Here is a 15,288-nt window from a genome sequence, read left to right on the forward strand (position 1 = left end):
ACCAGCCAATTCCAAAACCATCGGCACTAACGACACCAGAGGTCATCTCGCGGGGTTCATAGCTTTGGACAATCAGCGAGTGTTCCGGTTTGGACAAAAGGCAGTCCAGTAGAATAGGCGAACCGAGGTAGCCAAGTATACGGCACATTTTCTAGGGTTTGCTCCTACATTAATGGTTGAGATTAAGCTCCAAACCTTAAAAAAGGCTGAGATTTGGGGTGAATTGGCGATAGGAAATTGCTGAGAAACCGATGAGTTTGACGTTCGTTAGATGAACGTCGTTCCAGATGAAAAGCTTATTTTTGTTGAACCATCAGTCGTCCAAGAGAATCCGCAGCCAAAAGTAGCAACTTATACTGCAAATGCAAGAGCGATCGCTTTCATATTTTTGACAATACTTCATATTGTAGACACGCCATCTTTGGCTATGGCAGCGTAGAGGAGAATACCAGTCCAAAGGGGGAGCAATAATTGTCAGAGAGTTTAGCCTTTAACCCCAATCTGATTTTGCCCGTTGGAACCCAGATAGTGACTCGTGTTGAGATTCAAGATGCTGCGGGTGAAATTGCGCGATCGCGCGGCACCGTCGGCGTTATTATCAAATCACCCATTGACAACTCCCACGCCTATCGCGTCCAGTTTCCAGACGGGGGAGAGGCGTCTCTACGGCGCTCAGAACTCACCATCCACTCATCTTGGCAACAAGAAGGTCTGCAACTACCAGGAGCCGTTCTTGCCGATTTTGACCTTTACGAGTGTGTCATTTACCGCTGTATCGTCGGTTCACGAGCCTACGGTTTAGATAATGCCAACTCTGATATTGACCGACGCGGCATTTACTTACCACCCGCCGATATCCAGTGGTCGCTCTACGGAATTCCGGAGCAGTTAGAAAATAAAGAGAACGAGGAGTGTTATTGGGAACTCCAGAAATTTTTGACCTTGGCACTCAAAGCAAATCCGAATGTCTTAGAGTGCCTCTACACACCAGGTGTAGAAATGGTGATGCCCCTGGCTGAAGAATTGTTAGGAATTCGGTCTATTTTTCTCTCTCAGTTAGTTTACCAGACATATAACGGATATGTGATGTCACAGTTCAAAAAACTTGAACAAGATATCCGTACAAAGGGGGAATTTAAATGGAAGCACGCGATGCATCTAATCCGCCTGTTGTTGTCGGGCATCACCGTGCTGCAAGAGGGTTTTGTCCCAGTTCGCGTCGAAGAACACCGACTACAACTGCTGGCTATCCGCAACGGGGAGATGCCTTGGGAGGAAGTTAACGCTTGGCGGCTCAGCTTGCATCGCCAGTTTGATGACGCCTTTGCCACAACATCGCTGCCAGAACGTCCGGATTATGAAAAGGCAAATGCTTTTTTGATTAAAGCACGTCGAAGTATGGTTTAGAAATTGAATTTCAAAGATGTTAAAGACGTCAAAAAAAAAGAGGAAATTCAGATGATACCTAATGCAATGATGGTAATTTTTCCCTATCGTCATGAAGACTATTGGGTATTTGACTATGAGCCAGCCGGACTTATCCGCGAACCCTTTGTCAGCGGGATGCCTGCAATCATTGACAGTCTGGTTCAAGATATTCCCAATGCTGCTCAAGGTTTTAAACTCTTGTTTTCTCCAATCGCTTTTTCAGAGGATCAGGCAGAACTGGTTTGGGTGAGAGAACAGTACGGCGGTAACTGGTATCGCTGGCAAGCCAAAAATTTAGAAGGCTGGCTAAGTCCAGCATTGTTTAAGTATTTCCCTGTAACGCCACAGAAAATCTATTGCAAGGCTGAACCAATGTCTAACGCAATGATGGTGATTTTCCCCTATCGCTACGAACACACTTGGGTGTTTGATGATGAGCGAGTCGGACTTGTCCGAGAGCCATTTGTCAGCGGGATTCCTGAGATGATCGATCTTCTGGTTAAAGAGATTCCCAATGCTGAGAAAGGTTTTAAGCTTTTGTTTTCAGGAAACCCATTTCCCGGATATCAGGCAGAACTAACTTTAGTAAGAGAAGAGTACGGTGGAAATTGGTATCGCTGGGAGTTAAATAATAAGGAAGGATGGTTATGCCCCGCCTTGTTTAAATACTTCAATGAAGCACCGAGAAAACTCTACTGCAAAGCGGAAAAGCTTCACGAGCAAGCGAATGGGTAATCAAAAAGAGGTTCCTGGGAGAGAGCAACGAATCATGAACCATTAGTAGGTTGGATTGGACGGCAGTGAAGCTCAACTAATGTTTAAATGACATATTGCATATCTTTTCTCAATGCGATCGCTCTTTCTTCTGTAAAGCCTGAAACCTTAACTCAGCTAAAAAACACCCTTAAACTACGATTTGAGTAGTTTAAGGGTGTATTTACCCGGATTTTGTAGCAGTTGATTCATACTATAAGCTTACTTCTTAACTATCGGCAATACCCATTAATAAATTATGGTAATAGCACAGCCACTACTCCCAGTCATTTCTGAGCAACCTTATCCGCTTTTGTTCGCAACAATCAGCGGCGCACATCTGTATGGCTTTCCATCTCCTGATTCTGATTATGACTTGCGCGGGTCACACATTCTGCCAGTGTCGGAGGTGGTTGGATTAGATATTGGGCGGGAAACGATTGAAGTTTCTGAAGTACGGGACAAGCTGGAAATTGACCTTGTAACTCACGATGTCAAAAAGTTCTTTTCGCTACTTCTTAAAAAGAACGGTTATGTATTAGAGCAGCTATATTCACCGCTAATTCTCCACACGACACCAGAACATGAAGAATTAAAAGAAATTGCCAAAGGTTGCATCACCCGCCACCACTCTCACCATTATCTCGGCTTCGCTAATACACAATGGCGACTTTTTGAGAAAGAAAGTCCGCATCGTGTTAAGCCGTTACTGTATGTTTATCGAGTGCTATTAACTGGCATTCATTTGATGCGAACGGGTGTTATAGAAGCGAATTTGGTTCATTTAAATGATGTTTTTAAATTGCCTTATATTCCCGACTTGATTGAGCGAAAGTTAGCAGGAGCAGAAAAATCTGTTTTGGAAGATGCTGATATAGCATTTTATCGCGGAGAATTTAATCGTTTGTGTGGCGAATTAGAGGAAGCAAGCGAAAGCAGTCATTTACCGGAATCTCCCTCTAGTAAAGATGCGCTGAATAATCTGTTAATACTGTTGAGGATGGCATTTATTGTAAACAAACGATGAAGTATAGCTTTATATTTTTTCTGAGTGGTATTTACCTAATTTTATTTGGCTCGAAATTTGGGAATGCTAAATGGCTAATTTTATGGACTGGTGTTAGTTTTATTGCAGTAGGAGCAGCATACGGATGGTTGGGAGCTAAAGTATTTGGAAAACGGTCAGATGGAACGATGGGGTGGCTGAATATATGCTTATTGATGCCTTATCTATTATTAACCTGGATAACCTGGCATCTTCAAAGACTGATTGAGAAAGAGGAATGTTGTAACGAGATAGTACCTGGCATCTGGCTGGGTCGTAGAGTATTTCTTAATGAATTGCCCGATAATATCAACTTAATAGTTGATTTAACAGCAGAATTTCCAGAAACTAAAAGCGTTACTTCAGGAAGATCCTATATCTGCGTTCCTACATTAGATGCGTCTGTGCCAGATTATCAAGTATTCCAAAAATTGGTTAATAAAATCTGTGCATGGCAGGGAAATATTTATATTCACTGTGCCCTTGGGCATGGGCGTTCAGCAACAGTTGTTGCTGCTACACTTGTTGCCAAGGGGCTTGTGAATAATGCGAACCAAGCAGAAGCACTGATCAAGAATAAACGTCCTGGAATTGAGTTTAGTAAAGCTCAACGGGACTTGTTGAAAAGGATAACTATTTAAAATCTGAATGCAGCAACTGCTAAACAACCCCATCCCACAATAAAGGCTACGCCTCCTAGTGGAGTAATTGGTCCTAGCCACTTTATACCCGTCAGGCTCAAGGCATAAAGACTGCCTGAGAAAAGGACAACGCCAACGATGAAGGCATACCCAGCTGCCACAAGCGTTGACTGTGCTGTCTCGGCGCGACTTAATAATAATGCTACCAGCAGTAAAGCTAATGCGTGATACATCTGATAACGGGAAGCCGTTTCAAAGATTTCTGTCGCCCGTTCCGTTAGTTTTTCTTTTAAAGCGTGGGAGGCAAAAGCACCAGCAGCGACGGACAATCCGCCTAAAATAGATGCGATGCATAAAAAAATCTGCGTCATCATAATTTCAACTACTCTTATCTCAACAGGAAGTAATAAGAAATTCCTCCTTCCTCACTTACTTTAAAGTTAGCATCGTATTCTTTAGCTCTATCATCTAAATACTGCTTTGCCTCCGCAGCTGTTAGCTTCGCCTCCATCGCAAACTGTAAAGTGGTGATATTTCCATCGCCTTCTTTCAGTAGCTGATAAAAGGTAGACTGGAGGCGATCGCGTGTTTCTTTCGAGTGTTGTTTCCGCAATCCCCACACCAGCCACCCTCCAAGGGCTACCGCTGGGAGTCCTAAAACTAGACCCCCGATGGCAGCATCTCCATCTTCCTGTTTATCCTCCGGACTGGCATTTGGATTCGGCAGGGTATAAACAATGAGCGGAATCATTAGCAAAATCCCGCCGAATGTCAGTAACAAGCCCGCAGACAGTTTTTTGATGAGCTTCATGGTGCCCAGCTGATGTTGTCAATACAGCCGCGATCTTAACCTTAGTTTCGCGTAGCTTCCAGTATGCGAGAAAAGTAAAAGCGAGTCTTAGTCATTCCTTGCCGCTGAATCGAAAAACCGTTACTTTCTAGAATTTTGACGATATCAGCTTCTCGGTGCAAATAAGCGCGAGTGGCTTTGCTGGGACCAGGGAAAAAACTGCCAATTTTTTTGAGTAAACTAAGGGCTAAAGTTTTCGGCGCAAAGCTGAGAATTATCCGAGATTCTGCCATAGAAGTGAGATGGGAAATCATCTCGGCGGCTTTGTCTTGGGGATAGTGAATTAGCACGTCTAAGCAAATAACCGTGTGATATTTACCACTTAATGCTTCTAAATCTTGTACGGTGAAAGTCGGATTGCTAATGTTGCCTAGAACTGCCTCTGCTCTTTCCTTGGCTTCTCCCACCATTTTTTCGGAGATATCGCTGGCATAGACTTTGGCACCCGCTTCGGCGAGAGGGATGCTGAGGCTACCGACGCCACAACCCGCATCGCAGATGGAGAGAGTTGCGAGATTGTCATCGGCTTTTAGCCAGCTAAGGACGGTATCGACTGTCTGCTGATGTCCTTCGCGGATGTCTAGTTGGACTTTATTAACTTCACCATCGCCGTAAATGCGTCTCCAGCGATCGAATCCGGTGGAGTTGAAATAGTCTTTGACAACTGTTTTATCGTCTGTTGCGTTCATGAAATTGGTTTTGTCGAAGTGTTCCCAACGGTTAAACTTACCATTTATACGAACCGCAGAGGACGCGGAGAACGCAGAGGAAGAGAGGAAGAGGAGAGGCATTGCTGATTTTAGGGATTGGGTAATAAGCGCTGCCAGGTGAGTCCATTCGTTGATTCGTCTAGATGCCAGCGCAGCAGTTGATGAGCGGGTTGATTAAGATAGGGACTGGTTTTGTTGTTTTTTTGGCGATCGCGTTTTGACGGTTCTTTGAGCAACCCAATGGCGCGACGGGGGGATTCTGTGGCAAGCGCGATCGCAGTCTCGACTTCACAAATCCCCCAACGGACTAGATTCTGCACTCCGACTAACAGCGGTAATGTTGTTCCCGATAAGGTTCCATCTGGGAGTCGGGCGGTGCCGTTTTTCACTTCTATTTGCCGCGTATCCCAGGGATAGATGCCATCGGGGAGTCCCAAGGGGGCTAAAGCGTCGCTAACCAGGAAAAGACTTTGCTCGGACGAGTCCCGATTCCCGTTGTTTAGAGGGGTAGAACTGGCGCGTAGCAGCAGCTGAATCATCGTCTGAGAGACGTGCTGACCATCGGCAATTAAACCACACTGTACGGCTGGATGAACCAGGGCGGCTCCTAATAAGCCAGGTTCGCGGTGATGTAATCCGGGCATGGCATTGAAGGCATGAGTCACCATCGACGCCCCCAGTTTAAAAGCTTGCTGCGCTTGGGCTTCAGTGGCTTGGGAGTGTCCCAGACTGACGGTGATCCCAAGACTTCGCAAATACGCGATCGCTTCCCCAGTCGGAGCTAACTCTGGTGCCAAAGTAATCACTTTCACGATACCCGCATAATCCCCCAAAACTCGTTTCACGTTGTCAATCGTTAGCGGCAATAGGTACTCGGCAGGGTGTGCGCCTCGTTTCTGGGGATTGAGAAATGGCCCTTCCAAATGCACCCCCAAAATCTCGGCAGTGGTTCGATCTTGGTGCGGGGAAGCGGCAAAATTAGAGAAAATGGAGAGCGATCGCTGAATGTTCTCAACCGATGTTGTAACGATGGTTGGTAAAAATCCATCAACGCCCTGATTCCACAGAAATTTACAAATTTCCGGTAGCTTATCGCAATTTTCCAGATTCAATTCTGGAAATGCCAACCCCAACGCCCCATTAATCTGCAAATCGACACCACCCAGCGACACCCAATCTCCCTCCACATCCAGCACTTGCAAATCCTCAGGTGGAACCATTTTGAATACAGTGTCCATTGACAGAATTTGCTCAATCCTGCCCTGATGAATCCAAATCTGCTGTAAGCTTTCGTAGCCTCGGAATCGAGCATTGCGAATCACGATTGGGGCAGTCATGGATAGCGTTGTTGCGTCTGTCATCACTTTTGCGACAAGATACCTAAATTCGAGCAGACACCAGTTTATCTAACAACCAACTGAATAACTCCCGAAAAAATGACTCAACCGTTAATTGGCATCATCATGGGTAGCGATTCCGATTTGCCCACTATGCAAGGCGCGATCGCAATATGTGAAGAATTTGGCGTCGGCTGCGAAGTCGCTATCGTCTCTGCCCACCGGACCCCGGAACGGATGGTGGAATACGCCCAACAAGCCCACCAGCGCGGCATCAAAGTGATTATCGCCGGTGCCGGTGGCGCTGCCCATCTCCCCGGTATGGTAGCGTCTCTGACACCCTTGCCAGTAATTGGGGTGCCAGTCGCCAGCCGTCACCTACAGGGCGTTGATTCCCTCTATTCCATCGTGCAAATGCCAGCGGGAATTCCCGTCGCGACTGTCGCGATTGGTAATGCGAAAAATGCCGGTTTGTTGGCTGTGCAAATCTTGGCATCCCACCAGCCAGAATTACTCGAACGAGTGCAGCAATATCGCCGCAGTTTAAGCGATTCCGTGATGGAGAAGCAGCAGCTTCTGGATGAAATCGGCTATAGGCAGTATTTGGAGAAGATGCCCTAATTTTAAGGGCGAGTCAGTTATTTTTTTAGGCTTGGCAGAGAGGAGAAACGATTGAAATCTCAAGAATAATTTTTTGATGCCAATCGCTTTGTTTACCGATAGCGAGGTGCGTCAAGAAAACTGCTGATTTCATTTTTAGCGGAACTGGAGGGGCGACAGGGGCGGTTTCTTTGAGATTTAGACCAAATCTATTCGTTGAATGTTTCGCGATCAAAGTCATATTTAATCTTGTCCTAAAAAAAATTGATAACCTTGTTTTTGCTATTTTAGTAACAGTTTTTATCTGTTCATCAAATATAAAATAAAAAAACTTGCATTTAATTTATAGGAAAGTTTCTATAAAAGCATTTATTTAATAAAGTAATTGCTTAATTTAAGTTTCTATAATATGGGATTTCCGGAGAAATTTAAGCTTCTGAAGTCTTAATGGATTCGCTTAATAAATTTAGGCTCTTGTTTGGGTCATCCCCCCATAGATGGATATAAACTAATTTAGCTCCAAGTTCGCTCAAACTCCCGCGATTTATACTTCCAGGAGAGTTCTGCGGGTTGAGATGCCAGAGCCAGAATCTAAAAATGTAACTTTCGATACAGAATATCCCGCCTCGGAAAATACAAAATCTTAAAATTTCCCGGACAAATTAGACATCCCGTCTAGATGTTGATAAAGGAAAAAATCCCTAACGAGTTGCCTGTAAGGTTTTGTCATATACTCACTTCAAATGACTGGATTTACTGATTTTTGACTAAACCGATGGATGTGTTGGACTGATTGAGGAAAGTGCAGTGATGATGCCTAAATTAACGCTCAAAAAGAAGAAATCGAAAGCCAAAAAGAAGCGATTGTCTTCTAATTGGCAAGTCCAATCTCCCCGGACTGCCACGATGTTTAAGCAGTTGCAAATTGCCATTAAGCGGCTGACTCCAAGTTGGCAAGCTTGCATTCCTATCGCCATTTTGATTGTGATGGTGTGGGGTTATGCAGCAGTCGCCCAGGATGCTCCGGCGGCTGAGGGGCCGACAACAGCCGAGTTGAAGGTAGCGCTAGACACCCTATGGGTAGCGATCGCGGCTTTCCTGGTGTTCTTCATGAACGCTGGTTTTTGTATGTTAGAAACTGGCTTCTGTCGCCAGAAAAACGCGGTCAACGTTCTTGCCAAAAACTTGATTGTGTTTGCTCTAGCAACCATCGCGTTTTGGGCGATTGGTTTTGGCTTGATGTTCGGGGACGGTAATCCTTTCATTGGTTTGAGCGGGTGGTTTTTGAGCGGAGCCGATAACAGTCCCGCCACCAACGATGCCTATCAAGGGATTTTCAGCTCTCTGAAATGGGCTGGCGTTCCCTTAGCCGCTAAGTTTTTGTTTCAGCTAGTATTTGCTGGAACAGCCGCCACAATTGTTTCTGGAGCGGTTGCAGAACGGATTAAGTTTGTTGACTTCTTAATCTTCAGCCTCTTACTCGTCGGGATTGCCTACCCGCTCACCGGACACTGGATCTGGGGCGGTGGCTGGCTGCAAACCAGAGGCTTCTGGGATTTCGCGGGTTGCACGGTCGTTCACTCAGTGGGTGGCTGGGCAGCTTTGATGGGAGCCGCATTCTTAGGACCACGGCTTGGTAAATATCAAGACGGGCAAAGCGTTGCTTTCCCTGGTCATAACCTGAGCATTGCCACCTTGGGCACTTTGATTCTCTGGTTGGGCTGGTTTGGTTTCAACCCTGGCTCCACAATGGCTGCCGATCCAAACGCCATTACTCACATTGCCCTGACGACCAACATGGGGGGTGCTGCGGGTGGAATTGCCGCTACCATTACAGCTTGGTTGTACCTGGGTAAGCCGGATCTGTCGATGATTATCAACGGCATTTTGGCTGGCTTAGTTTCGGTGACAGCTTCCTGTGCTTTTATCAGCATTGGCAGTTCTTTGATCATCGGTTTGGTTGGCGGAGTATTAGTTGTTTTCGCTGTCACTCTCTTTGACAAAATCAAAATTGATGACCCGGTGGGCGCGACCTCAGTTCACCTGGTTTGTGGTATCTGGGGGACTCTGGCAGTGGGTTTATTTGCTGCTGGCCCTGGTGTCTATTCCTGGTACGGTGAGGGTCTTGGCCCAACCAAGGGGTTATTGCTCGGTGGTGGTCTCGGACAGTTGATCACTCAACTGATTGGTATTGTCACAGTGGGAGGCATAACCGTTCTACTCAGTACAATCTTCTGGCTGGCGCTGAAAGCGACCCTCGGTATCCGAGTCACTCCAGAAGAGGAGTTTGAAGGTTTGGATATCGGCGAACACGGCATGGAAGCTTACAGTGGATTCCTCAAGGAAGGAAGCTCTAGTGGTTTTTCTGATACTGGTAAGCACGGTGGGATGCCAAATTCACCGGGTGAATACGTCAAGTAAGGACAGATAAGCCAAAAGAAAACATTTTGCGCTTTTGAGTTTTGTCTTTGCCCCAATAGAGTCCGCCAAAGTTCCCAACTATATAGAAGCTCTGGGAATTGGGCGGATTTCTTTTTGTCTTGTATCTCTGGGTGAAAAACTTATGAGCACCCCAGATGGTTTGTTTAATCCAATGCAAAACTGCCCCGTTTGAAATTGGTGCAATCAGATTCATTTGCTCAAGAATCGCGATCGCGTTGATGGAACGTTGATGGAACAAAATCAGTTGTCCGCTCCCGCAGTGGCTGGGGCACCAGGAGCCGCTGCGGGAGAGCCTCCAACGGTTTCTGCGGCTGCAAAAATCGATACGGCGGTACGGCATTTATGTATAGTGTCATCAGCCCTAGTGCGGCTGATGACGCTTGGGCTAGCTTTCTTCTATGGAGAGGATTGTGCAACCGGAGTGAGCTTCAAAGGCGAATATCGGCAATATGTTCCATTGGCAGCTAGGCGATCGCTCGATTTGTGGATGCTAGCAATTTAAGATTAAATTCAACCTGTGCTGAATCTGATTTAGTGTGTCCACTCGCTCGAAAACCTTTCTTCCGGCTTGGGCGCTTTTGTCCCTAGCTACCAACGGGTTGCTGATGCTAACAGTAATTTTGTTGCTGAATCGGGATCGGTGGCTATCAGCTAGGTTACAAGCTAGCGATGCTACCTCTGTAGAGCCGATCCCAGAAGACGTCTCTACCAGCCTGCTGACGAAAACACTACCTTCCACACCCGCGTTAGGGCCGCGCCACCAGCTGAATTACGCTCAGTGGGTGACGCTGCTCAGGCAAGAAGCGGAGGTAGCCGCAACCAAAAATCCCAAACATTTAACCGTACTGGCTGGGGATTCGCTCAGTCTGTGGTTTCCTTCGGAGCTATTGCCCACAGAGCGCACTTGGCTCAATCAAGGAATTTCTGGAGATACTTCAGGGGGTTTGCTCAACCGATTGGATGTGTTGGACGAAACTCAGCCGGAAACGATCTTGGTGATGATTGGCATTAACGACCTGATCCGAGGGGTGGGGGATCGGAGAATTCTGGCGAACCAGCGACAGATTATCCGCTATCTGCGACGGGTTCATCCCCAAGCACAGATTGTTGTGCAGTCGATTTTGCCCCACGGCGGTAAAAAGTCAACCTGGGTGGGACGCGATCGCCTGATTGCTATCCCTAGCAGTCGCATCCGCGAACTAAACCGACAACTGGGCGCGATCGCTCGTTCGGAATCTGTCAGCTATCTCGATCTCTATCCCCTGTTTGCCGATAGTAACGGCAATATACAGCCCGAACTGACGACGGATGGCTTGCACCTAAGTCCCCAAGGCTATGTTATTTGGCGCTATGCCCTTCAATTCTTCATGCAGGTGGAAACAGAACCCAGCAAAGCCAATTAAAAATTCCTGGCTTTGACTTTGCTGGGTTACGCCAGCTGAGCGTCCAGGCATTTTATGATCGACGAGGAGAACCACCAGAATGAGAGAGGAAACGGCTGCATGGATACAAAAGCCTTCAAACGGTCATTAAACAGTTCTGAGAACTACCATCGCAAGGGCTTTGGTCATCAAGAGGAAGTCGCTGGTGTCCTCAAATCCGAGTATCAGAGCCATCTCATTCAGGAAATTCGGGAAAACAACTACACCCTGAAACGCGGTGATGTCACCATCCGGTTAGCCGAATCGTTTGGTTTTTGCTGGGGTGTGGAACGCGCCGTCGCAATGGCTTATGAAACCCGCCAGCACTTCCCGACCGAGCAGATTTGGATTACTAATGAAATTATTCACAACCCTTCTGTAAATCAGCGCTTGCGCGACATGAAAGTAGGGTTTATCTCTGTAGAGAAAGGCGAAAAAGACTTCTCCGTTGTCGATGCGGGTGACGTGGTGATTTTACCGGCATTTGGTGCCAGCGTTCAGGAAATGCAGCTGCTCAACGACAAGGGTTGCAAGATTGTGGATACGACTTGTCCTTGGGTTTCTAAAGTTTGGAATACGGTCGAAAAGCACAAGAAAAAAGCTTACACCTCGATCATTCACGGCAAATATAATCACGAAGAAACTGTCGCCACCAGTTCTTTTGCTGACAAGTATTTGATCGTGCTGAATCTGGCACAAGCGGAGTATGTCTCTAACTACATTCTCAATGGCGGGAGTCGCGACGAATTTATGACAAAATTCAGCCGCGCTTGTTCAGAGGGATTCGATCCCGACACCGATTTAGAGCGGATTGGCATTGCTAATCAAACCACGATGCTCAAGAGCGAAACCGAGCTAATCGGCAAGCTATTTGAGCGCACCATGATGAGAAAGTATGGGCCAAGCGAGTTGAACGAGCATTTCCAAAGCTTCAACACCATCTGCGATGCCACTCAAGAGCGGCAAGATGCTATGTTTCAGCTAGTAGATGAAAAACTAGATCTCATGGTGGTGATTGGGGGGTTCAATTCTTCCAATACGACGCACTTACAAGAAATTGCCATTGAGCGGAAAATTCCTTCCTATCACATCGATAGCGCCGAGAGAATTGGCCCTGGCAATCGTGTGGAGCATAAGCCGCTGGATGGCGATTTGGAAGTTCAGGAAAATTGGCTCCCCGCTGGTCCCATCGTGGTAGGAGTTACTTCTGGAGCTTCAACTCCCGATAAGGTGGTAGAGGATACGATCGAGAGGATTTTTGAGCTGAAAGTGGCTGCGGTGGTTTAACAAAATTAGGGGATGAATTCGTTTTGAGTTTTGAGTTTTTCTTCAATTCAAAACTCAAAACTTTCAGCTTTTTTGGGCACCATCTGCAACTGGGGAAGCATCGTTAAACTGCTGCTGATTGTAGTTGTAAAGCGTGCGGATGGGGTAAGGAATGTTAATGTCAGCGCGATCGCAGGCTTGTTTGAGCGCGATCATCACCTTGGTTCTCGTGCGGCGCACATCTACTTTGTGCGGCGATGTCCAATAGCGGACGACCAAGTTCATCGAGCTATCACCAAAGCCCAATCCATCTACTTCCGGTGCTGGCTTCGATAAAACGCCCTCGACTTTTAACACGGCTTCGAGCAGAGTTTCGACGGCGTAGGGTAAAGGGGTATTGTAATCAACGCCAATTTCTAAATCAGTCCGGCGGTGGGGCATCGCCGTCAGCACTTGCACCGGACTGGTAAAGACGATTGCATTTGGCACGACGATGCGCTCTCCCTGATAGGTGATAATTTGGGTGGCGCGCAGGGAAATTTCTTCAATCGTTCCCTCGAAACCGTTTACTATCACTTGATCCCCCAACCGAAACGGTTCCTGCAACAGCAGCAGCACTCCCGCCAGAAAATTTTTGAAAATATCTTGAAAGGCGAAGCCAATCGCTACCGAGCTGAGTCCCAGCAAACCAATGATGTCGCCCAGCCGCAAGTCTGGGAAGGCAACAACACAGGCGAAGAGAATCCCTACCACCCAGGTTCCTACAAAACTGGTCTGCACGAGCAGCAGGCGCAGTGATGGGTTTTTCAGGGCACGCCTGCCAACGCCACGGACGAGCCGCCGAACTAGATTCGCTCCATACCGGGTTAAACAGAGGATTGCGATCCCCATCAAAATTCCTGGTAGCGCCTCAATAGTTTGACCCATCAGGTTTAATAAGCTCTGTTGGATTTCTTTGATCAAAGCAGCCATAGGCGAAAGGGATCAACTTAACTTTTTAACTTTTGCCAGGATATCAAATATCTCAAAACCGCTCGGTTTTTCGCTTGGGTTTTGGCGTGAGCGATCGCTTTTTGGTTAGCTCTCTTCGGACGCCCAGTGTGTTCCACAACACCAGTAAATAGGAAGTCGCCCGCTCCTGCGCTCACGGCATCCCTTGACTTCCCCAAAGGAACACCTCGCCCAATTTAGCTCCAGCAAAGCATTTGGCAATTTTGTAACGGAATGTTAAGCAGAATTTATTAAAATTTATTGCGATTCGTTGATGCAGTTGCTAAGGTGTGCTTAAGAGTTGCTTCTGGTCAATGCCCGTATTTTAGGAGACGTGCCATCCATGCTCTACATCAAACTTGGCTGTACACCCATTCACTGATTGCAGGATTGCCTGAAACTTTATTTCTCTGACGGTACACCAACCTTGCTAGACGGCGGAGGAATTTCTTTGTTTCACGATTCAAAATGCATTTCTTCAATTTCATCTGGTTCCTAACTCGTGTTCCCCTTACGTACTGCCAGTCCAACTCTTATTTGACTGAAGTTTTCCGGAAAGACATTTCTCAGGTTTGTCTACAAAAATAGGGTTCCCTGCAAGAATTTTGAGAAATGTCTTGCTCCCAACAGTTCAGTTCAACTCATCTGTAATTACGAGTTACTGTTTTCCTCACTGCGAGCTTAGAAGATGCTACCTCTACTACTTGCATCTTGAACTCGGCACTATCAGCGCGGTGAGACCTCAAATGGAGAAGGTTTAAGTTATGAATATTCAAGGAAAGACGGCTCTGATTACTGGAGCTTCCCGTGGAATTGGGCGAGCGATCGCGCTTGAACTCGCGCAACAAGGAGCCAAACGCCTGTTGCTGGTGGCACGCGATGCCGATCGTTTAGCGGAAGTCGCCGCCGAAATCGAAGCACTTGGCGTAGAAGCCGCGATCCTGCCTTTGGATCTGGCTCAGATAGTAGAAGTGAATATTGCGATCGCTCAAGCTTGGCGAGATTATGGTCAGATTCATCTGCTCGTCAACTGTGCGGGAGTTGCACACCAAGCGCCCTTTTTGAAATCTCAACTCCCAGATGTGCAGCAAGAAATCGCGATTAATTTAATGGGAATGTACACCATGACTCGTCTGGTTGCTCGACGTATGGCAACCCAACGGGAAGGAACCATTGTGAACGTTTCTAGCTTGATGGGCAAAATTGCCGCACCGACAATGGCGACTTATTCAGCTACCAAGTTTGCGATTTTGGGATTCACCCAAGCCTTGCGCGGCGAACTCGCTGACTACAATATCCGAGTCATGGCTTTGCTGCCATCTTTGACCGACACTGACATGGTGCGGGAATTAAAGTGGTTTCGCTGGGTAGTGCCCACGACTTCTCAGAAAGTTGCTCAGGCACTCGTCACTGGACTGCAAAAGGAATCGCCAGAAATTTTAGTGGGATGGCAAAGTCATTTAGCTGTGTGGTGCAATCGCATTGCACCTTGGCTGCTAGAGAAAGTTTTACTGCTGGCAGCACCCCTGTCGAAGTATAAACAAAAGCGCTACCACAGACTCCGAGAGGCTGGAATAATTTCGCGTTAAAGTCTGTTGTTAACAGGCGAATCTGATTCCAGAGTAGAGACGCGATTAATCGTGTCTCTACTTTAGCTGTGAAATTTATTTCCAGGCTCCGAGCGTTAGTGCCATTTAACCTAAGTAGCTAGGATGATTTAAACCTAAAACGCTCTAACGTATATCCCCCTTGTTCACTCCGTGATTCCATGCCGTCCATTACAGCAAGGGCTAAATCATATTCAT

17 protein-coding genes and 1 pseudogene are annotated in these 15,288 nt (G+C 46.9%); 11 read left to right on the forward strand and 7 right to left on the reverse strand.

The window, feature by feature from the left end:
- Positions 1 to 148: pseudogene (locus NDA06_RS24080) on the reverse strand (class II glutamine amidotransferase); the annotation flags it as partial.
- A gap of 123 nt (positions 149 to 271) precedes the next feature.
- Here NDA06_RS24080 and NDA06_RS24085 point away from each other — a divergent pair.
- The 5 genes from NDA06_RS24085 (at position 272) to NDA06_RS24105 (ending at position 3,867) form a co-directional block, all read left to right on the forward strand.
- Positions 272 to 439, forward strand: a complete 168-nt coding sequence (locus tag NDA06_RS24085) for a hypothetical protein (protein ID WP_190526749.1) — start codon at positions 272 to 274, stop codon at positions 437 to 439.
- A 32-nt stretch (positions 440 to 471) separates the two neighbouring features.
- Positions 472 to 1,407, forward strand: coding sequence for a nucleotidyltransferase domain-containing protein (locus NDA06_RS24090; protein ID WP_190986832.1), 936 nt, complete (start codon positions 472 to 474; stop codon positions 1,405 to 1,407).
- 393 nt (positions 1,408 to 1,800) lie between these two features.
- The gene (locus NDA06_RS24095; protein ID WP_190526948.1) at positions 1,801 to 2,163 is read left to right on the forward strand and encodes a DUF6717 family protein; all 363 of its coding nucleotides are present in this window, start codon (positions 1,801 to 1,803) and stop codon (positions 2,161 to 2,163) included.
- A 277-nt stretch (positions 2,164 to 2,440) separates the two neighbouring features.
- Entirely contained in the window at positions 2,441 to 3,208 is a 768-nt protein-coding gene (locus NDA06_RS24100) for a nucleotidyltransferase domain-containing protein (RefSeq protein WP_190986833.1), read from the forward strand.
- Positions 3,205 to 3,867 (forward strand): dual specificity protein phosphatase family protein, encoded by a 663-nt coding sequence (locus NDA06_RS24105; protein WP_190986834.1) that lies wholly within the window; start codon positions 3,205 to 3,207, stop codon positions 3,865 to 3,867. The genes NDA06_RS24100 and NDA06_RS24105 overlap by 4 nt, the downstream gene beginning before the upstream one ends.
- Here NDA06_RS24105 and NDA06_RS24110 read toward each other — a convergent pair.
- From NDA06_RS24110 to nagA, 4 genes are all read right to left on the reverse strand, one after another.
- Positions 3,864 to 4,238 (reverse strand): DUF423 domain-containing protein, encoded by a 375-nt coding sequence (locus NDA06_RS24110; RefSeq protein WP_190986842.1) that lies wholly within the window; start codon positions 4,236 to 4,238, stop codon positions 3,864 to 3,866. The two genes, NDA06_RS24105 and NDA06_RS24110, sit on opposite strands and share 4 nt — an antisense overlap.
- Before the next feature lie 17 nt (positions 4,239 to 4,255).
- Entirely contained in the window at positions 4,256 to 4,678 is a 423-nt protein-coding gene (locus NDA06_RS24115) for a hypothetical protein (RefSeq protein ID WP_190986835.1), read from the reverse strand.
- 41 nt (positions 4,679 to 4,719) lie between these two features.
- Positions 4,720 to 5,406 carry a magnesium protoporphyrin IX methyltransferase gene (gene bchM, locus NDA06_RS24120; RefSeq protein WP_190986836.1) on the reverse strand — a complete coding sequence of 229 codons (687 nt, stop codon included), beginning with the start codon at positions 5,404 to 5,406 and terminating at the stop codon, positions 4,720 to 4,722.
- A gap of 110 nt (positions 5,407 to 5,516) precedes the next feature.
- Positions 5,517 to 6,788, reverse strand: a complete 1,272-nt coding sequence (gene nagA / locus NDA06_RS24125; RefSeq protein ID WP_190986837.1) for an N-acetylglucosamine-6-phosphate deacetylase — start codon at positions 6,786 to 6,788, stop codon at positions 5,517 to 5,519.
- A 75-nt stretch (positions 6,789 to 6,863) separates the two neighbouring features.
- Between nagA and purE the strand changes: the two genes are divergently transcribed.
- From purE to NDA06_RS24150, 5 genes are all read left to right on the forward strand, one after another.
- The gene (gene purE / locus NDA06_RS24130) at positions 6,864 to 7,385 is read left to right on the forward strand and encodes a 5-(carboxyamino)imidazole ribonucleotide mutase (RefSeq protein ID WP_190429595.1); all 522 of its coding nucleotides are present in this window, start codon (positions 6,864 to 6,866) and stop codon (positions 7,383 to 7,385) included.
- Between the two features lie 789 nt (positions 7,386 to 8,174).
- Positions 8,175 to 9,785: an ammonium transporter gene (gene amt / locus NDA06_RS24135; protein ID WP_190986838.1), complete on the forward strand. Its 1,611-nt coding sequence runs from the start codon at positions 8,175 to 8,177 to the stop codon at positions 9,783 to 9,785.
- Between the two features lie 214 nt (positions 9,786 to 9,999).
- Positions 10,000 to 10,308 carry a hypothetical protein gene (locus NDA06_RS24140; protein WP_190986839.1) on the forward strand — a complete coding sequence of 103 codons (309 nt, stop codon included), beginning with the start codon at positions 10,000 to 10,002 and terminating at the stop codon, positions 10,306 to 10,308.
- 34 nt (positions 10,309 to 10,342) lie between these two features.
- Positions 10,343 to 11,209 carry an SGNH/GDSL hydrolase family protein gene (locus NDA06_RS24145; protein ID WP_339380495.1) on the forward strand — a complete coding sequence of 289 codons (867 nt, stop codon included), beginning with the start codon at positions 10,343 to 10,345 and terminating at the stop codon, positions 11,207 to 11,209.
- A gap of 99 nt (positions 11,210 to 11,308) precedes the next feature.
- Entirely contained in the window at positions 11,309 to 12,514 is a 1,206-nt protein-coding gene (locus tag NDA06_RS24150; RefSeq protein ID WP_190427982.1) for a 4-hydroxy-3-methylbut-2-enyl diphosphate reductase, read from the forward strand.
- 63 nt (positions 12,515 to 12,577) lie between these two features.
- Here NDA06_RS24150 and NDA06_RS24155 read toward each other — a convergent pair whose 3' ends face one another.
- Entirely contained in the window at positions 12,578 to 13,465 is an 888-nt protein-coding gene (locus NDA06_RS24155) for a mechanosensitive ion channel family protein (protein ID WP_190528792.1), read from the reverse strand.
- Between the two features lie 17 nt (positions 13,466 to 13,482).
- A complete protein-coding gene (locus NDA06_RS24160) occupies positions 13,483 to 13,641 on the reverse strand; it encodes a hypothetical protein (RefSeq protein WP_190986840.1) in 159 nt (52 codons plus the stop codon).
- A 606-nt stretch (positions 13,642 to 14,247) separates the two neighbouring features.
- On the opposite strand from NDA06_RS24160, the gene NDA06_RS24165 reads away from it, so the two are divergent.
- The gene (locus tag NDA06_RS24165; RefSeq protein ID WP_190436426.1) at positions 14,248 to 15,072 is read left to right on the forward strand and encodes an SDR family NAD(P)-dependent oxidoreductase; all 825 of its coding nucleotides are present in this window, start codon (positions 14,248 to 14,250) and stop codon (positions 15,070 to 15,072) included.
- Positions 15,073 to 15,288: the final 216 nt, after the last annotated feature.

Origin of the sequence: Trichocoleus sp. ST-U1, from assembly GCF_039961835.1 — a bacterium.
Lineage (GTDB): Bacteria > Cyanobacteriota > Cyanobacteriia > Cyanobacteriales > FACHB-T130 > FACHB-T130.

What these genes read in the sequence shown, in the direction of transcription:
- NDA06_RS24085 (WP_190526749.1), top strand. Translation starts at nt 272, where the DNA reads ATGAACGTCGTTCCAGATGAAAAGCTTATTTTTGTTGAACCATCAGTC.
- NDA06_RS24095 (WP_190526948.1), top strand. Translation starts at nt 1,801, where the DNA reads ATGTCTAACGCAATGATGGTGATTTTCCCCTATCGCTACGAACACACT.
- NDA06_RS24100 (WP_190986833.1), top strand. Translation starts at nt 2,441, where the DNA reads ATGGTAATAGCACAGCCACTACTCCCAGTCATTTCTGAGCAACCTTAT.
- NDA06_RS24105 (WP_190986834.1), top strand. Translation starts at nt 3,205, where the DNA reads ATGAAGTATAGCTTTATATTTTTTCTGAGTGGTATTTACCTAATTTTA.
- NDA06_RS24110 (WP_190986842.1), bottom strand. Translation starts at nt 4,238, where the DNA reads ATGACGCAGATTTTTTTATGCATCGCATCTATTTTAGGCGGATTGTCC.
- NDA06_RS24115 (WP_190986835.1), bottom strand. Translation starts at nt 4,678, where the DNA reads ATGAAGCTCATCAAAAAACTGTCTGCGGGCTTGTTACTGACATTCGGC.
- bchM (WP_190986836.1), bottom strand. Translation starts at nt 5,406, where the DNA reads ATGAACGCAACAGACGATAAAACAGTTGTCAAAGACTATTTCAACTCC.
- nagA (WP_190986837.1), bottom strand. Translation starts at nt 6,788, where the DNA reads ATGACAGACGCAACAACGCTATCCATGACTGCCCCAATCGTGATTCGC.
- purE (WP_190429595.1), top strand. Translation starts at nt 6,864, where the DNA reads ATGACTCAACCGTTAATTGGCATCATCATGGGTAGCGATTCCGATTTG.
- amt (WP_190986838.1), top strand. Translation starts at nt 8,175, where the DNA reads ATGATGCCTAAATTAACGCTCAAAAAGAAGAAATCGAAAGCCAAAAAG.
- NDA06_RS24150 (WP_190427982.1), top strand. Translation starts at nt 11,309, where the DNA reads ATGGATACAAAAGCCTTCAAACGGTCATTAAACAGTTCTGAGAACTAC.
- NDA06_RS24155 (WP_190528792.1), bottom strand. Translation starts at nt 13,465, where the DNA reads ATGGCTGCTTTGATCAAAGAAATCCAACAGAGCTTATTAAACCTGATG.
- NDA06_RS24165 (WP_190436426.1), top strand. Translation starts at nt 14,248, where the DNA reads ATGAATATTCAAGGAAAGACGGCTCTGATTACTGGAGCTTCCCGTGGA.